General features: G+C 64.8%; 20 protein-coding genes. 11 read left to right on the top strand and 9 right to left on the bottom strand.

Annotated features, from left to right (window positions below; genetic code table 11):
• Positions 1 to 203 precede the first annotated feature (203 nt).
• Together AAFG50_RS22140 and AAFG50_RS22145 are read left to right on the top strand one after the other, a co-directional pair.
• The gene (locus AAFG50_RS22140) at positions 204 to 443 is read left to right on the top strand and encodes a hypothetical protein (protein ID WP_028173951.1); all 240 of its coding nucleotides are present in this window, start codon (positions 204 to 206) and stop codon (positions 441 to 443) included.
• Positions 444 to 768: 325 nt separating this feature from the next.
• Positions 769 to 951 (top strand): hypothetical protein, encoded by a 183-nt coding sequence (locus tag AAFG50_RS22145; protein WP_231166484.1) that lies wholly within the window; start codon positions 769 to 771, stop codon positions 949 to 951.
• A 100-nt stretch (positions 952 to 1,051) separates the two neighbouring features.
• Here the strand turns inward: AAFG50_RS22145 and AAFG50_RS22150 are convergent, their stop codons facing one another.
• The 3 genes from AAFG50_RS22150 to AAFG50_RS22160 form a co-directional block, all read right to left on the bottom strand.
• Positions 1,052 to 1,447 carry an NUDIX hydrolase gene (locus AAFG50_RS22150; RefSeq protein ID WP_028173949.1) on the bottom strand — a complete coding sequence of 132 codons (396 nt, stop codon included), beginning with the start codon at positions 1,445 to 1,447 and terminating at the stop codon, positions 1,052 to 1,054.
• A 145-nt stretch (positions 1,448 to 1,592) separates the two neighbouring features.
• Positions 1,593 to 2,684 (bottom strand): AI-2E family transporter, encoded by a 1,092-nt coding sequence (locus AAFG50_RS22155; RefSeq protein WP_162185837.1) that lies wholly within the window; start codon positions 2,682 to 2,684, stop codon positions 1,593 to 1,595.
• A 150-nt stretch (positions 2,685 to 2,834) separates the two neighbouring features.
• Positions 2,835 to 3,557: an outer membrane beta-barrel protein gene (locus tag AAFG50_RS22160; protein ID WP_231166485.1), complete on the bottom strand. Its 723-nt coding sequence runs from the start codon at positions 3,555 to 3,557 to the stop codon at positions 2,835 to 2,837.
• A gap of 255 nt (positions 3,558 to 3,812) precedes the next feature.
• Between AAFG50_RS22160 and AAFG50_RS22165 the strand changes: the two genes are divergently transcribed.
• A complete protein-coding gene (locus AAFG50_RS22165; protein ID WP_028173947.1) occupies positions 3,813 to 4,040 on the top strand; it encodes a hypothetical protein in 228 nt (75 codons plus the stop codon).
• 55 nt (positions 4,041 to 4,095) lie between these two features.
• On the opposite strand, the gene AAFG50_RS22170 is transcribed toward AAFG50_RS22165, so the two are convergent.
• On the bottom strand, positions 4,096 to 4,899 hold the full coding sequence (locus tag AAFG50_RS22170; protein ID WP_028173946.1) for a helix-turn-helix transcriptional regulator: 804 nt from the start codon (positions 4,897 to 4,899) through the stop codon (positions 4,096 to 4,098).
• A 98-nt stretch (positions 4,900 to 4,997) separates the two neighbouring features.
• Between AAFG50_RS22170 and AAFG50_RS22175 the strand changes: the two genes are divergently transcribed.
• Positions 4,998 to 5,567 carry a pyridoxamine 5'-phosphate oxidase family protein gene (locus AAFG50_RS22175; protein ID WP_028173945.1) on the top strand — a complete coding sequence of 190 codons (570 nt, stop codon included), beginning with the start codon at positions 4,998 to 5,000 and terminating at the stop codon, positions 5,565 to 5,567.
• A 263-nt stretch (positions 5,568 to 5,830) separates the two neighbouring features.
• Positions 5,831 to 7,879, top strand: coding sequence for an acetoacetate--CoA ligase (locus tag AAFG50_RS22180; protein ID WP_028173944.1), 2,049 nt, complete (start codon positions 5,831 to 5,833; stop codon positions 7,877 to 7,879).
• A 6-nt stretch (positions 7,880 to 7,885) separates the two neighbouring features.
• On the opposite strand, the gene AAFG50_RS22185 is transcribed toward AAFG50_RS22180, so the two are convergent.
• The gene (locus AAFG50_RS22185) at positions 7,886 to 8,098 is read right to left on the bottom strand and encodes a hypothetical protein (RefSeq protein ID WP_028173943.1); all 213 of its coding nucleotides are present in this window, start codon (positions 8,096 to 8,098) and stop codon (positions 7,886 to 7,888) included.
• A 199-nt stretch (positions 8,099 to 8,297) separates the two neighbouring features.
• Between AAFG50_RS22185 and AAFG50_RS22190 the strand changes: the two genes are divergently transcribed.
• Complete coding sequence (locus AAFG50_RS22190; protein ID WP_028173942.1) at positions 8,298 to 8,600, top strand: hypothetical protein; 303 nt, start codon at positions 8,298 to 8,300, stop codon at positions 8,598 to 8,600.
• A gap of 5 nt (positions 8,601 to 8,605) precedes the next feature.
• Here the strand turns inward: AAFG50_RS22190 and AAFG50_RS22195 are convergent, their stop codons facing one another.
• Together AAFG50_RS22195 and AAFG50_RS22200 are read right to left on the bottom strand one after the other, a co-directional pair.
• Positions 8,606 to 8,839 (bottom strand): hypothetical protein, encoded by a 234-nt coding sequence (locus AAFG50_RS22195; RefSeq protein ID WP_028173941.1) that lies wholly within the window; start codon positions 8,837 to 8,839, stop codon positions 8,606 to 8,608.
• A gap of 333 nt (positions 8,840 to 9,172) precedes the next feature.
• Complete coding sequence (locus tag AAFG50_RS22200; protein WP_028173940.1) at positions 9,173 to 9,457, bottom strand: hypothetical protein; 285 nt, start codon at positions 9,455 to 9,457, stop codon at positions 9,173 to 9,175.
• A 190-nt stretch (positions 9,458 to 9,647) separates the two neighbouring features.
• On the opposite strand from AAFG50_RS22200, the gene AAFG50_RS22205 reads away from it, so the two are divergent.
• The 3 genes from AAFG50_RS22205 (at position 9,648) to AAFG50_RS22215 (ending at position 11,248) form a co-directional block, all read left to right on the top strand.
• The gene (locus tag AAFG50_RS22205; RefSeq protein WP_011087445.1) at positions 9,648 to 10,235 is read left to right on the top strand and encodes a formyltransferase family protein; all 588 of its coding nucleotides are present in this window, start codon (positions 9,648 to 9,650) and stop codon (positions 10,233 to 10,235) included.
• Positions 10,236 to 10,407: 172 nt separating this feature from the next.
• On the top strand, positions 10,408 to 10,758 hold the full coding sequence (locus AAFG50_RS22210; RefSeq protein WP_038967470.1) for a hypothetical protein: 351 nt from the start codon (positions 10,408 to 10,410) through the stop codon (positions 10,756 to 10,758).
• A complete protein-coding gene (locus AAFG50_RS22215; RefSeq protein WP_028173939.1) occupies positions 10,703 to 11,248 on the top strand; it encodes a hypothetical protein in 546 nt (181 codons plus the stop codon). The genes AAFG50_RS22210 and AAFG50_RS22215 overlap by 56 nt, the downstream gene beginning before the upstream one ends.
• A gap of 52 nt (positions 11,249 to 11,300) precedes the next feature.
• On the opposite strand, the gene AAFG50_RS22220 is transcribed toward AAFG50_RS22215, so the two are convergent.
• Complete coding sequence (locus AAFG50_RS22220; RefSeq protein WP_011087447.1) at positions 11,301 to 11,699, bottom strand: RidA family protein; 399 nt, start codon at positions 11,697 to 11,699, stop codon at positions 11,301 to 11,303.
• Between the two features lie 147 nt (positions 11,700 to 11,846).
• Between AAFG50_RS22220 and AAFG50_RS22225 the strand changes: the two genes are divergently transcribed.
• Positions 11,847 to 12,722, top strand: coding sequence for a DMT family transporter (locus tag AAFG50_RS22225; protein WP_028173938.1), 876 nt, complete (start codon positions 11,847 to 11,849; stop codon positions 12,720 to 12,722).
• A 201-nt stretch (positions 12,723 to 12,923) separates the two neighbouring features.
• On the top strand, positions 12,924 to 14,351 hold the full coding sequence (locus tag AAFG50_RS22230; RefSeq protein WP_028173937.1) for a caspase family protein: 1,428 nt from the start codon (positions 12,924 to 12,926) through the stop codon (positions 14,349 to 14,351).
• A 97-nt stretch (positions 14,352 to 14,448) separates the two neighbouring features.
• Here the strand turns inward: AAFG50_RS22230 and ltrA are convergent, their stop codons facing one another.
• Positions 14,449 to 15,825 carry a group II intron reverse transcriptase/maturase gene (gene ltrA, locus AAFG50_RS22235; RefSeq protein ID WP_028144467.1) on the bottom strand — a complete coding sequence of 459 codons (1,377 nt, stop codon included), beginning with the start codon at positions 15,823 to 15,825 and terminating at the stop codon, positions 14,449 to 14,451.
• Between the last annotated feature and the right edge of the window lie 431 nt (positions 15,826 to 16,256).

A 16,256-nucleotide genomic window follows, 5' to 3' on the forward strand; every position in this document is an offset into this window, starting at 1 on the left:
CTTGGACGCTGGGGCGTTTCGTTCAAAATGAAATGGTCAAGCAATACGCTTTCATAGCAGCGAATGTGTCGCGTGCTTGTGAACTGGTTCACACGCGCTGTTGGTTGTTGGCGCGGCCCGATCATGCCGGAACGGGGTACCGCACCTCCGGTTTGAGCCTGCGCGCGCCGCGGGCTAGGATGCCTTCTTTTACGGAGGCTCATTTGAAACCATTCATTTTCGTCGCCGCCATTGCACTCCTTGCGGCGTCCCCTGCCCGCTCGCAGCCGCTGGTCGATCCCAACAAGGTTGCTCCCGAATTCCGCGAGGCAGCCGAGAAGCGCCGGGCCGAGCAGTTGCGGCAGCGTGAATGCGCGCTGAAGGCCGATCTCGACAAGGTGCTGCCCAGGGATCGCACCGCGTATCTGAACCATTGCCTCGACACGCTCGCAGCCAGGCAATAGCGGCTGGTCGGGCAGCTCTAACGACCTGAGCCTGTTGACGACCTCTGCCTGCCGCCAGTCGCGGCGGGCCGATGACGCCCGGCCGCATCTTGCGAGCATCGCCGTCGTGCGCACGACATCGGCTGCGACAAGACCTCCGGTGAATTCACCAAGGCCTTCAGGCTTTCTTCAGACATTTGGGATCACCTGACGATCCATTCCCATCGGTCATTGTCGGTCGCGCATGAGTTTCGTCCAGATTCAGTGCACGCGCTGCAAGTCCGTGTTCCGCGATCGCGCCGGGCGGTTGCAGGACGGCTATTCCAGGCAATGTCCGAGTTGCGAGGTGGTGCTGTTTTTCGCCGAGGATTCGCAGCACCCCTTCGTCAAGCGCGCGATGCGCAACGCGCGCAAGGCGCGCAAGGAACAGCGCGAGGCCGAGGCGGCAAGGCGCGTCGCGCCGGAGCCGCGCGCGGCGCGCTCGCGGTCATTCGCCGGGCGGGACCGATCGGTGGATCGGGAAGACTAGAGCCGTTGTCCGTTCCGATAGAATCGGAACGGGGCCCTGGATTCCTATTTTGACGCGTTGTCTTGACGCCAACCGGTATCCACTTCGCGAGAACGCGAACTCAGCCGCGCCGCCGCGGCTTCCTCGGAAACAGGCGGTCGCGGATATAGCGCGAGGTCGGGGTCAGGCGGATGCCGCGCGGCTTCTGCCAGGCGGCGCGGTCGATCTCCTTCTTGTCGCCGATCGCGAGCCTGCCCTTGGCGCCCTTGGCGATGAAGATCGCATCGCTCATCTTGCGGCCGGAGCGCTTGTTCCTGGCCTTCACTTCCTTCCAGAGGCTGATCCGGCCGAGCTTCAGCTTGGGCAGCTCCTCCTTGATCTCGCGCCGCAGGCAGTCCTTCTCGGACTCGCGCGCGCGCTTGCGGCCGCCCGGGAACATCCACAGGCCGTCCGACCGGCGTCTGACCAACAATACCTTGCCGCGCTTGGCGGCAACCAGCTTGGAAGACTTCGCCATTGCTGCCGTAATCGAAATTAGAATCGTCCCAATCGTAACTTGTCTAGTCGGATAGACAAGTTCGGGACGCGCCTTGATCACAGGCCGCGGGCCTTCGGGCCAGCTGCGACACGGCGTTCAGATCGCGCCGTTCGAGGACGCAAGATCAGCCTTCGCTCGCCTTCGCGCCCGCCCCCGCCCGGTCCTCCGTCCTGATCCAGGCCATCATCATCTCCCAGGCAACCGACAGGATGATCGGCCCGATGAACAGGCCGACGATGCCATGGGCGAGCGTGCCGCCGATCACGCCGACGAAGATCACGATGGTCGGCGTGGTCAGACCGCGCCCCATCACGAGCGGCTTCAACATGGTGTCGATGAAGCCGACCAGGACGAGAAACACCGTGAGCAGCAGCGCCGTGGTGACGTCCTTGGCGGTCCAGATCCAGATGATCACCGGCAGCAGCACGAGGAAGGCGCCGATCTGCACGATCGAGAGCAGCAGCACGATGAAGGCGAGAAGGCCGGCGCTCGGAACGGCTGCGAGCTTGAAGCCGATGCCGGCGAGCAGTGCCTGCACGATCGCGACGCCGATCACCCCTTGAGCCACGGCGCGGATGGTCGCGCCGGCGAGCCCCAGGAAATGCTCGCTCTGCTCGGGCACGATGCGAAACAGGAAGCCGCGGCTGGCCGCAACCAACCGCGGCCCATGCGGGAACAGGAAGCCGGCGACGAACACCGAGACCAGAAACTGGAGCGTGCCGACGCCGGCATCGCCCGCGAACGACAGCAGCGGTCCTGCCAGCGGCTGGAGATAGGGCGCCACTTCGCGCAGCACCGCGCGGATGTTGGTGTAGGCCTGGTCCCAGAGGTCGTAGAGCCACGGGCCGACGAGCGGCCACGACTTGAGCTGCTCCGGCGCCGACTGGAGCGCGAGATCGCCGGTGCCGAGCTGGTGCGCCAGCTCGCGCACGCCGTCCACCGCGCTGATACCGAGCCAGGTTGCAGGGCCGATGACGATGCCGAGCGTGATCAAGGTGAGGATCGCCGCGGCGGTCTTGGGCCGACCGCCGAGGATCTTGGCGACCCAGCTGAAGGCCGGATAGAACGCGACCGCGAGCACGCCGCTCCAGGCCAGGATCGGCACGAACGGGCGGATGATCAGGAAGGTCCAGATGATCAGCAGGGCGAGCAGGCCGAGCCGGATCACGAGCTGGATGATGTCCTCTCCCGTCAGGAGCTGACGGAGGCTTTTCACGGGCACGACTTTCTTTGCGGCATCGACGCTGGTTCCGGCACATGCACGGGCCAGCCGTTATTGCCAGCCCCGCATCCGGCGTCAAGACGACCGGGCTCCCGCTCCGGCTTGACCGGACCGAGGGCTGATCCTGCGGCAACGCCTGCGCGGCTAGAAGTGGTAGTTCACGCCGACCGTTCCGGTCTGGATGTTCAGCTTCACATTGGCCGGCGTGGCCGCCAGGTTGCCTGATGTCGCCGGCTGCTCGGTGATCGCGGCGAAGCCCATGTAGTTGTACTCGGCCCTCACCGACCAGTTCGGCATGAACATCCATTCGACGCCGCCGCCGGCGAGCCAGCCGGTGCGGTTGAAGCTGCCCGAGGCAGAACCGGCGAGCGCGCCGGCAAGGCCATTATTGGCATTGTACTTGTCGCGGGTGAAGGCCGCACCGCCCTTGGCGTAGAGCAGCACGCGGTCGAAGGCGACGCCGAACCGGCCGGCGACCGTGGCGATGTAGTCGTTCTTGAGCGACAAAGTGAAGCCGGCGCCGCCGCCGAACGGACCGCCGGCGTTCTGCGCGACGCTGGACCAGGCGCCGGTGCCCTCGAGCCCCACCACGACATTGCCGATCTGGTAGTTGCCGCCGATCTGGCCGCCGACGATGCCGCCGCTGGCGGTGACGGAGCTCCAGACCGCGGTCGGATCGGTCGGGTCGATGCCTGTCCACTTGCTCCAGGCGCCGCCGCCGTGGGCGCCGATATAGAAGCCGGTCCAGGTGAAGATCGCAGCCGGCACCGGCGCCTTCACCGGCGCAGGCGCGATGATATCCGCAGCGAATGCCGGCGTTGCCAGCGACAGCAGCGCGGCCGTCAAAACGAGCTTTGTCCCCATCATCTCACCCCCGCTTGCGCGCCTCCCGACCGAGGCGACTGGGTGAAATCTAGCTGCCGGACCAGGCGCGCGCTTGGACCTGTCGGCGGCGCGATTTGGACTGACCGGCGCTCCGAACACCCGGAACATCCTGCACTGGCTCGGAGCGGAGCCCGGTTTGGCTAACGGCGATTAACCGGATTTCGTTGCCCCAGTTTACGCCGATGCAAAGACCCGCTCCTACCGTGCACCGAGGTCCCAAGAAAACATTCCGTGCAAATGGCCAACAGCATCTGGACGATCGAAGAATTCACCTGCACCGGTTGCAGCATGAACTACACCGCGACCAGGGAAGAGCACAGCGAAGCGCATTCCGGCAGCTTCAAATGCAAAATCTGCAGCGGCGTGGTGCACGCATGGTCCGGCAAGCATCACTTCTTCGACTGGCAAGCCGTGAAGACGAAGCCGCCGGTATTCGGCCGGCGCTGGGCGGGCGTGGGTTGGTAGTAGACGGACGCTGACGAGCGAGCGGGCCGCGCGGCGGGTTTGGCCGCGATACCGGTCATCGATTGCGTATGGTTGGCGCAGAGAGAAGCATCGTCAGTCGATAGTCGGGCCAGCCCGCAAGAGACAGCGACACCTGCTGATAGCGCAGCAGTCCCATGGTCGGATGATCGAACGCACGTTCGCCCCCTTCGCGTGCCAAAACCCCCTGCGTCTCCCAGCAGCGCTCGAAGTCCGAGCTTCCAATTCTCAGTTCGTCTACGAGGCGGCGAATATCCGGATCGTCGGCGTAGCCCGTCACCACGGCGCGGAACTCTGCGACGACGCGATGCGCACGGGACGTCCAGTCCAGGATCAGAGTTCGCGCCTCAGGCCGGAGGAAGATGTAGCGCAGAAAGTTTTTTTCGCCGTCAGCATCGAGCCATCCCGCAAACAGTCGGGACGCTTTCGCGTTCCAACGGCGCGCGCTCCATGTGCGATCGAGGATGTAGGCGGGACCATCGATCGCATCGACGCAGGCCAGTACCCCCTCAGGTGGATCATCCCTGTTGCCCGGCCGCTCCGGATCGCGCTTGCCCGCAAGCTCAAACAGATAGCCGCGCTCGGCTCGTGACAGGCGCAATCCGCGTGCGAGGCGCGCAAGTGTCGAAGCAGAGACGGACACATCGCGCCCCTGCTCGATCCATGTGTACCAGGTGGCGCTCAATCCGCAGAGCTGAGCGACCTCCTCGCGCCGGAGGCCGGGCGTGCGCCGTCGTGGTCCGGCGGCGAGACCGAATTCCGCCGGAGACTGGCGCTCCCGGAGCGCCCGCAAGAACGCGCTGAGCGAGAGTGCCGGAGCAATCGGATCCTGTCCTTTCATGGTGGTCTTTATACCAGGATAACGTGTATCCTTAAACCGGTACATTTGACATGTTAGTTTCGGCCTCGGCTTCGTCGCTACGCAAAGGACGGACGGAAATGGGCAAGCAATTCGCAAGGATCGAGCCAGAGCACAGGGCTTTCATCGAGCGGCAGAAGATCTTCTTCGTCGCCAGCGCCCCGCCGAAGGGACGCATCAACGTCTCGCCCAAGGGCCTGTCCTCATTCCGGGTGCTCGGAGAAACTGACGTCGCCTACCTCGATTGCACTGGCAGCGGCAGCGAGACCCGCGCGCATCTGGTCGCCTCGAACGACAAGCGGCTGACCATCATGTTTTGCGCCTTCGATGGCGATCCGATGATCCTGCGGCTCTATGGTCAGGGTCGATCGCTGATGCGCGGCACGCCGGAGTACGCCGATCTCGTTCCGAAGTTCGAGGAAGTTGCAGGCGCCCGCCAAATCGTACGCCTCTCGATTGACCTCGTGCAGACGTCGTGCGGTCTGGGCGTGCCGCTGTTCGACTACAAGCAAGAGCGTGGCAACCTCGTGCGCTACTGGACGGCGCAGGGCGTCAACAATCTGCGAAAATACTGGGGTCTGAAGAACATGAAGAGCATCGACGGCCTGCCGACCGACTTTGCCCCCGACAGCATGGCTCCGCCACGCTGACAGACCAAGATTGCGTTCCCCCACACCTCCGTCATTGCGAGCGCAGCGAAGCAATCCAGAATCGTTCCGCGCGTGACAGCCTGGATTGTTTCGCTGCGCTCGCAATGACGAATCTGTTGAAGCGATGGTTGCGATCTCTGCCACGTCGCGCTGGCGAAGGCCGGACCCGTTAGCCCGGTCAAAGCCGCCCGCTAGTACCGCGGCTTCTGCTAAGCTGCGAGACGGCTTAAACTCCCCTTCCCCGCAACTGAAGCCGACACGCAATGACCGCACCTTTCGTTCCCCAGATCGCCCTCTATCGCAACTGGCTCGCCGAGCAGCGTGGCCTCACCTTCGGCAGCTACGAAGACATGCGGCAATGGTCGGTGCGCGATCTCGACGGCTTCTGGCGCAGCATCTGGGACTATTATGATCTGCAATCGCCGACGCCGTTCGCGGCCGTGATCACCGAGCGCAAGATGCCCGGCGCGGTCTGGTTTCCAGGCGCGCAGGTGAACTACGCGCGTCAGGTATTCCGGCATGTCGAAGCCGCCGACGCCGCCGGCCTGCCCGCGATCGTCAGCGGCGGCGAGGACGGCAAGCTGAGGGAAACGAGCTGGCCGGAGCTGCGGCGCAAGGCGGCCGCGCTCGCGCTGCATCTGAAGGATAACGGTATCAAGCCCGGCGACCGCGTCGCGGCCTATCTGCCCAACATTCCCGAGACCATCATCGCGTTCCTCGCGACCGCCAGCATCGGCGCGGTCTGGAGCGTCTGCGCACCCGACATGGCCGCGCCCGCCGTGATCGACCGCTTCAAGCAGATCGAACCCAAAGTGCTGATCGCCTGCGACGCCGTCACCTATGCCGGCCGGCGGCACGACCGGCGCGACGTCGTCGCCGAACTGCGGCGATCGCTGCCCACGGTCGCGCATGTCATCCTGCACAGCGAGGCCGGTGCGCCTGCCGCGCCGGATGCCCTGCTCTCCGATATTGTCGCCAGGACAAGCGCCGCGATTGACACGTTCGAGCCGGCCTGGCTGCCGTTCGATCATCCGCTCTGGATCGTCTATTCCAGCGGCACCACCGGCCTGCCCAAGCCGATCGTGCACGGCCATGGCGGCATCGTCATCGTGGTGCTGGCGCTGCTCGGCCTGCACAACGACATCGGCTGCTCCTATCACCAAAACTCTTTCGGCGAGCGCTATCACTGGTACTCTTCGACCGGCTGGATCATGTGGAATTCGCAAGTCGGCGGCCTGCTCGGCGGCGCCACCTGCTGCATCTTCGACGGCAGCCCCGGCGGCGCCAAGGACAAGCCGGACTGGACCACGCTGTGGCGCTTCGTGGCGCAATCGAAAGCGACCTTCTTCGGCGCGGGCGCGGCGTTCTTCGCCAACTGCGCCAAGGCCGAAATCGATCTTGCCGCCGCGGGCGACCTGTCGCGGCTGCGCTGCCTCGGCTCGACCGGATCGCCGCTCAGCGCCGACACGCAAGCCTGGTTCAACGACCGCTTCGCCGCACTGTCGAAGACCAATGGCAGCAAGGCGCAGGCCGACATCTGGTGGGCGAACATTTCCGGCGGCACCGATTTCGCCGGCGCCTTCATCGGCGGCAACCGCGAATTGCCACAAACGCCCGGCGCGATGCAGTGTCGCCTGCTCGGCGCCGCCGTCGAAGCCTTCAGCGAACAGGGCCGCGCCGTCACGGACGAGGTCGGCGAGCTCGTCTGCACCGAGCCGATGCCGTCGATGCCGCTCTACTTCTGGAACGACAAGGACGGCGTGCGTTACCGCTCAAGCTATTTCGAGACCTATCCAGACAATTTCGACGGCAGCGGCCGCGGCCCCGTGTGGCGGCACGGCGACTGGCTCAAGGTCAATCCGGACGGCTCCTGCATCATCTACGGCCGCAGCGATGCCACCATCAACCGGCACGGCCTGCGCATGGGCACGAGCGAACTCTATTCCGCGATCGAAGCCTTGCCGGAAGTGCTGGACTCCCTCGTCGTCGACCTCGAATATCTCGGCCGCGACAGCTACATGCCGCTGTTCGTGGTGCTGCGCGAAGGCGTCGCGCTCGACGCCGCGATGCAGGAGAAGATCAACAAGGCGATCGAGGCCGGTCTCTCCCGGCGCTTCCTGCCGGACGAGATCTTCGCCGTCGCCGAGATCCCGCGCACGCTGTCGGGCAAGAAGCAGGAGCTGCCGATCAAGAAGCTGCTGCTCGGCCAGCCCGTCGAGAAGGTCATCAACAAGGAGGCGATGGCCAACCCCGGCTGCCTCGACTGGTATCTCGCCTTCGCGCGCGACTACCTGGCGCGAAGCGCTGCGTAGCTGCGATCAGCCTCCGCCGAAATTGGAGGGATCGAGATTCCTGTTCTCCGACGGCGGGATCGGCGGCCACCCGGGAAATTTGTACCAGCCGGGCGGCACCGGCGCGTCCTCGGCCGGACGGACGACCACGGGGTGGTGCGGGCGCGCGTGGTGCGCCGGCGCGGCGGCGGCAGCCGCGCATGCTGACATCAAGAGGATCACAATCGGGATAAACCGCATCGCACGGGCTCCAAACGTCCACCCGGGCTGACATGTGGTGCGGGAACCATGCTGTGCCCACGCATAAGCGACGTCACGACCGGTCACAACGGCGGCACCGCGACATGCGGACGATCAGCCCAATTGCGCCGATGCCGTTTGCACTCCGTTCACCGATCGCCGCTAGATCAGGACGAATCCACAGCGACGAACCGCGGAAATGGCCGACCTCAACGCCGTCCTCACCAGGCTCAACGATCGTCTGCTCCGCCTCGAGGGCGAGCTGTTCGTGCTGCGCTCGCTGGCGCGCGCAACCCTGACGGCCGGCGACGATCATGCGGCGCGGATGCGCAAGCTGGTCGAGGCGGCCAAGGTCGCGCTCGACGACGAGGCGAAGCGGGAGCTCGACAAGCCAACGCGAAAATATGTCGATGCGGCCACCGCACTCGTGGAGGAATTGCTGGCGGAGCCGACCCCGGCGCGGCCATTGTTCACCGTCATCGACGGCGGCCGGCGCGACTGAGCGCGTCAGATCAAACGTGTCGTATCGGCATCGTTGGAGCCAGCCTTCAGCCGGCTGAGACCTGCCTCGATGATCGCGATCTCCTCGTCGATCTGACCGATCGGCAGGCTGAAATCATAGCCCGACCTGCTCTTCAGATCGACCGCGAGCCGCTGCCTGTGCATCATCAGCTCGTCGAGGCCGCGCCTGTTCTTCAGTCGGACATAGATGTCGACGATCTGCTCAATCGCGCTCGGCATGAAATCGGTCCCGGCGAAAAAGCCCGCGCGGCGCACCCACGCCGGCGGGACATTTTCGGTGTCGCGGTACGCATTACAAATCCGCGACGGATTCGTCGATACGCCAGGCAGGTTGAGAACGCGTTACCGTCAGATGATTTTGCGACGCGCGGCATGAAAAGGCCGCTGGCGATCAGGCCAGCGGCCAAAGCCGGGTTCGAAAATGGATCCGGATCAAATGTCGCCAGCCCCGGTATCGCCATTCTAACGGCGGGATGGATTCTTTCTGTTCGAAATGAAACACAGGAACCGTCACATCATCATTTGCCGCTCGACCGTGGCCGTGCGGCAACGCTAGTCGGCGACGCAGAAGTACGTCCGCGGCAGTCGGCGATAGGCGCTGTAGCGATAATGCGGCCGGTAGGCGTAGCCGCGATAGAGCGCCGGCGGCTCCTCGCCGTAATAGGCGCCATCATAGAAATTATAGACCGGTCCCCCCGCGCAACGATAAGCGTCCCAGGTCGGCCCGATGAACGGCGCGACGCCGATCTCGGGCGGGACCGCCGGGTACGGCCCGCCGGCATGGCCCGGGGTGGCCGCAATCAGTGTCGCAAGAACGATGAACCAGGCGCTGCGCATGCGCTCGCTCCGAGCCGGTGCAATGGCGCGCATGCAAGCACCGGAACGGTCGGCCGCGCAATCGCGGAATTCACCGTCTCCTGCGCCCGGCGCATTGTTGATAACCGGCAGAAACGGCCCGCAGATGGTGACACGGCGCCCGGACGTGTTATCGGGGGTATGACGCAGTTGCGAGACGGATCGGACACACATGCGCATTACCCTCGTCGGCTCCCGCCATTTCGGCGTGACCACCCTGAACATGCTCCGGGAGCACAGCGTGTCGATCGCGCGGGTCGTGGTGGCCGATGCCGAGGACCGCCTTGCAGCGACCGCCAGGGCGGCCGGCATCGAGGTGGTGGTGCAGGCCAATCCGAAGCTGGTGGTTGCCTCCGAGATCGCGCCCGACACCGATTTGATCATCACCGCGCATAGCCATGCCCGGATCGGAAAGGACGCGCTCGCCGCCGCCCGGTTCGGCGGGATCGGCTATCACCCCTCGCTGCTGCCGCGCCACCGTGGCAAGGCCGCCGTGGAATGGACCATCAAGGAAGGCGATCCGATCGCCGGTGGCACGATCTATCATCTCGCCGATCGCATGGATGCCGGCGCCATCGCCGCGCAGGACTGGTGCTTCGTCAAGAAGGGCGAGACCGCCCGCGAACTCTGGGAGCGCGCGCTCGCCCCGCTCGGGCTCAAATTGCTGGCCGACGTGATCGATTACGTCAAAGTCCACAAGGCACTGCCGGCCAAGGTTCAGGACGAGCAGTTCGCGACTTCCGCGCCGAGTCTGTCCTGACGTTTACCCTTAACGTGAAGCCGCATTGATTCCGCTTGAAAAATCGGAGCCAAAATCACAAATAAACCATTGTTTCCACAGGAACAATTTTCGATTTGGCATTGCAACAAATTTCCGTCACATTTCGTCCGAATAAGCGTCAGGATATCAGACAAATTCAAGGACGGAATTCATGCGTTTTGGTCGCATCGCGGCGTTCTGTGCCGCTTCAGTTTTCGCCGGCACCCTCGCCGCCACCGCCTTCGCCCAGACCCCCTATGACGGCAACTGGCAGGTCACCATCGTGACCAAGTCCGGTTCCTGCGAGCCGACCGCAAGCTCCATGCTGACAGTCGCCGACGGCAAGATCACCGCGCCCGGCGCTAACGTTTCCGGCACCATCGGCAGCGGGGGACTTGTGAAAGTTTCGATCAATGGTGCATATGCCAACGGTCAACTCAGCGGCAACGCCGGATCGGGGAAGTGGAATGGAGCATCTGCAGGCATACCGTGCAGCGGGCGGTGGGAAGCATCGCGCCAATAAACCAATCGAGACTCGCGCCGGAGGCCGGCGGCTGCTGATCGCGGCCGCCGTTTTGCTTGCGGCAGCGTTCGCGAACACTGAAAGCAAGGCCCAGTCCGGCCCGTTTGCCCCGCTCGCGGGCAGCTGGAGCGGCGGCGGGATCGTCACCCTGGATGACGGCTCCACCGAACGCATCCGTTGCCGGGCCAAATATGCTCCGATCGGGCCCACCATGGAGATGTCGCTGACCTGTGCCAGCGACGCCTACAAGTTCAACCTCGCCGCCAACGTCCGGTCCGAAGGCAGCGCCATTACCGGCGGTTGGAGCGAGGCCAGCCGTAACATCAGCGGCTCGCTCCAGGGCCGCGGTGGCGGTGGAAGTTTCGAGGTGGTCGCCAGCGCCGCTGGTTTCAACGCAAACATCTCGCTGCGGACCTCCGGCAACAAGCAGACGGTCACGATGCGCGCGGACAGCCAGTTCCGCGGCGCCAACATCTCGATGTCGCGCTAAGCCAGTACGACGACACGACAATCGATCCGGCGCCCGCGCCGGATCGATTTTTTTATGCGCTGGGAACGAACGCCGTCACCTCGATCTCGACCTTGGCCCGGTCGTCGACGAGGCCTCCGATGTAGAGCAGCGTCGAAGGCGGGAAATTGCGGCCCAGCGTCTCCTTCCAGGCCGCGCCGATGCCGGCGCCTGCGGCCTCATATTCGCTGCGGCTGGTCAGGTACCAGGTTAGGCGGACGATGTGCTCGGGGCCGGCGCCGGCCTCGCCCAGCAGCTTGATGATCCGCTTCAGCGCGGTTGCGACCTGGCCCGCCATGTCAGGGGCGTATTCGCCCGCCTCGTCGCCGCCGGTCTGCCCGGCCAGCACCACCCAGCGGCCCGGCCCCTCGACCACGACGCCATGGGAAAAGCCGCGCGGTTTCTTCCACTCGGCCGGCTGCAGGATACGCATGAGCTGTTTCTCCCATTTCGCTCGTTGGCCCTCCCTTAGCACGCACCCGTGCATCGCTGCATCCGCAGTTTTGGCCGTTGTAAACCGTATTGATGTCGCGGATACCAGCCTGCCCTCCAACGCCCTTTCCTTCCGCATCGCGCGCCAATGACCACTCCTCCGTCCAAAACGATGGCTGCATTGTGGATGGCCGGGTGGCTGTCGCTGACCCTGGTGATGGCGGTCGCGGGACGCGAGGCCGTGCGCGAGATGAACGTCTTCCAGGTGATGGAGGTTCGCTCGCTGCTCGGCCTCTGCATGCTGTATCCGATGATCCGGCGCGCCGGCGGATTCGGGACGCTCAGGACGAGGCGCCTGCCGCAGCACATCGCGCGCAATCTGATCCACTACGTCTCACAGCTCGGCTGGTTCTTCGCGCTGACGCTGATTCCGATCGGCCAGGTGGTGGCAATCGAGTTCACGATGCCGATCTGGACGGCGATCCTCGCCGCGAGCTTTCTGTCGGAGCGCATGACCTCGTGGAAGATCGCTGCGATCATGCTCGGCCTCGTCGGCGTGATCGTCATCGTGCGGCCCGCGACCGGCGAGATCAATCAGGGCCAGTTGATCGCGCTCGGCGCCGCGGTCGGGTTCGGCGTGTCCATGGCGTTGGTGAAATCGCTCACCCGGACCGAGAGCGCGCTGGCGGTCCTGTTCTGGATGCTGGTCGTGCAGTCGGTCGCAGGCTTCCTGCCGGCGCTCTATGTCTGGGCCTGGCCGCCCACTTATGTCTGGGGTTGGGTGGCGGTGATCTCGGTCTGCGGCACGTTCGCGCATTATTGCCTCGCCAGCGCCATGCGCTACGCGGACGCGACGGTGGTGGTTCCGATGGACTTCCTGCGGGTTCCTCTCACCGCGACGGCCGGCTGGCTGCTGTATTCAGAACGGCTCGACGGCTGGACCGTGCTCGGGGCGGCGCTGATCCTGTTCGGCAACCTCCTGAATCTGAAGCCGGCGGCCCCGATTCCGGCCCGCGCGCAATGAACCGGCGCGCGGCGTCGCGCGACAAAAACAAAGTGGTCGAACGTGATCTGGATCACGTTGGAAGGGGCATTCCATCGTGCACATTCGGCCGCGAAGCAGTGGGTTGGGCGAACCGTCGTTTCGCTAGCGCGAAGCCGGGCGTTTTCGTGTAGGTTCGTCGCCAATTTGTTGCTGCCTGCAATTCGATTCTGGGGATTTCAGATGCGCTATCTCACCCTCATCGCCTCGCTGATGTGCATGGCACTGTCGGTCAGTGCCGCGAAGGCGGACCGCCGTGTTGCTTTCGTCGTCGGCAACGGTTCCTACAAGAACGTCGCGCAATTGCCGAACCCGCCGATCGACGCCAAGGCGATGGCGGCGACGCTGCGCAATGTCGGCTTTGACGTGATCGAAGGGTCCAATCTCAGCCGCGACCAGATGACGGAAAAGCTGCTCGACTTCGGCCGCAAGGCGCAGGGCTCCGACATCGCATTGTTCTACTATGCCGGTCACGGCATCGCCGTCGGCGGCACCAACTACCTGCTGCCGGTTGACGCCGACATCAAGTCGGAGATGGACGTCAAGCTGGGCGCTGCGATCAACATCGACCTGACACTCGAGCAGACCATGGGCGATGCCAAGGTCAAGCTCGTCTTCCTCGATGCCTGCCGCGACAATCCGTTCGCCGCCAAGATCAAGTCGAACTCCGCGACCCGCAGCGTCAACGTGCAGAGCGGCCTTGCCGAGATGAAGTCCGGCGAAGGCACGCTGATCGCGTTCGCAACCGGCCCCGGCCAGACCGCGCTCGACGGCCAGGAGGGCAACAACAGCCCGTTCACCCGCGCGCTGATCGACAACATCACCAAGCCCGGCATCGAGATCCAGCAGGCGATGACGTCGGTGCGCGCCCAGGTCAACGAAGAGACCCACAAGGGCCAGCTTCCCTGGGGCCACACCAACCTGATCGGCGCCGTCTATCTCAACCAGGCCCCGACCACCCAGGTTGCCAACGCGGCGCCGACGGCGGCTGGCAGCGTGCCGGCGGCGACTGGCGGCTCGGACGGCGTCGAACTCGAATACTGGCGCTCGGTGAAGGAGTCCAACAAGCCGGAAGAGCTCAACGCCTACCTCTCGGCCTATCCGAACGGCCAGTTCAAGGCCCTGGCGTTGGCGCGGCTTGCCGCGATCAAGAGCGGCCCCTCGACCGCGACGCGCACCCTCAACGCCGGCGTCGATCCTGCGACCTTCACCGATGAGGCCACTCAGATTACCGAGGACCAGATCGGCCTCGACAAGAACCAGCGCCGCGACGTGCAGCGTCGCCTCACCGGCCTCGGCTTCGACACCAAGCAGACTGGCGTGTTCAGCGACGAGACCCGGACCGTACTCAAGCGCTGGCAGGCCGCGCGCGGCTATCCTTCGTCAGGTTACCTCAACAAGCTCCAGCACAAGGCGCTGCTCTCGGAGGTCGTGGCTGCTCCGCCGACTGCGAGCGACAACAGCCAGAAGGCGGCCCGGCGCGCCAGCGCCCCCGCGGCCAGCAGCGCACCGGCGCCGGCTCCCCAACGCAGCAACCCCGGCGATGCGGCCGGCGCGGCCTTCGTCGGCGGCGTCGTCGGCGGCATGATGGGCGGCATGTTCCGCCGCTGAGGCCAGATCAAACCCCAATCGGGATAGGGGGAAGCCTCGCGGCTCCGCCCCTCCCACACCACCGGACATACGGGTCCGTATCCGGCGGTTCAGCGGATTATGCGGGTCGCCGTGCCGCGACGGAAGCCAAGCCGAGTGAGGCAAAGAAGCCGTTTGGCAGAGCAATGGTGAGCGCGGGGCTGTTCGCGAGCCGCCAAGGGCCACGTGGGCTGCCGGCGGTTTGCGCCGCCAGATCCCGGCCGACGCCGCGGCGTCGCAACTCGGCAAAGCGAGCGGGTCCATACTTCCATTGCTTCCAGGCAACGGCGCGCAACCGTCGCCTGATCCACTGGTCAAGCACGCGCAACACCGACGGGGTTTGACAGAAGCCGAAGTAGCCGTGCCACCCAATCAGGTAGGTCGACAGTTCTTTGGCGATCTGCACGAGGCATCGACCACGCGTGCGTCGCGTGAGCTCCCGAACCTTCGCCTTGAAGCGGGCGAGTGCCTGCGGCGCGATGCGCCGCCGCGGTTCTTGCCCGCCGGTGAAGCTGAAGCCCAGGAACTTGCGAACACTCGGTTTGGCAACCGCGCTCTTCGCTTTGTTGATCTTGAGCTTGAGGCGCTTTTCGAGGAACCTCTCGACGCCAGCCAGCACCCGTTCGCCCGCCCGCTGACTGCGCACGTAGATGTTGCAGTCGTCGGCGTAACGCACGAAGCGGTGGCCGCGCTTCTCCAGTTCCTTGTCCAGCACATCCAGCATCAGGTTCGACAACAGCGGCGAGAGCGGACCGCCCTGCGGCGTGCCCTCTTCCGTCGGACTGACCAGCCCTCCTTCCAACACACCCGCATTCAGGAAGGCGCGGATGAGCTTCAGGATGCGCTTGTCAGCAACCCGCTTGGCAACCAGTCCCATCAGGATGTCGTGGTTGACCCGGTCAAAGAACTTCTCCAGGTCGATGTCCACCACGATGCTGTGGCCGGCCGCAATGTACGCCTGCGCCCGTTCCACCGCCCGATGTGCCGAGCGCCCCGGCCGAAAGCCGAAGCTCGTCTCGGCGAACGTCCTATCCCAATCCGCCTGCAGCACCTGCATCACCGCCTGCTGGATCAAGCGGTCGAGCACCGTCGGAATGCCGAGCGGCCGCAGGCCGCCCGACGCCTTCGGTATCTCCACCCGCCGCACCGGCTGTGGCTTGTAGGTGCCGTCAAGCAACTGGGCTCGGATCGCAGGCCAGTGCTCCTTCAGGTGGGCTGACAGCTCGCCGACGGTCATCCCGTCGACGCCCGCCGCGCCCTTGTTGCGCTTTACTTGCGCCAACGCTGCCTTCAGATTCTCACTCTCGACAACGTCTTCCATCGACGGTCCTGCGACCGCCGGGCGTTCGAGACAGACTTCCGCCGCACGCGCTTCAGGCTCTCGGGCGCCGGCGCTTCGGGCTTCACCCTCCGCTCCGGGGCTCAAGTTCAGCTCGACCTGATTCTTCTGCCGCATGGCTCGCACGAGATCGCCGCTCTACTGACCACTTCCACCGTTCAGGCCTTCAGCGGCGCGCTGCCGCCTACTACGCCCTCGGCTGACTTCTGCGCTGCGGTCAGGCCGTCTTGCGACGGTCTCAGTCTCGTTGCCGAGACACAGCGCAGACCTCCCGAGGTAAGACCGACCGCCTTCACCGCACGCCCGCCGAATTTACCACCCCGACCTTTGATGACCTTGGACTTCGCGATCAATTGCTCGCTCGTCCGGCCGGGTAGGCCTCGTTATCCGGTGTTTGTCCATCGGGCCGCGGCTTTGCTCCACGCTTTCTTCAGACCCCACCTCACGATGACGCCCTTGCGCTTCGCTAATCCTTCGCCGCCATCAGGCTGGATAGAGGACTTCCACCTCCAAGCTGTCGCTCATACTCGGCACACAATACAAAAGCC

The organism is Bradyrhizobium sp. B039, from assembly GCF_038965675.1.
In the GTDB taxonomy this organism is placed as follows: Bacteria; Pseudomonadota; Alphaproteobacteria; order Rhizobiales; family Xanthobacteraceae; genus Bradyrhizobium; species Bradyrhizobium diazoefficiens.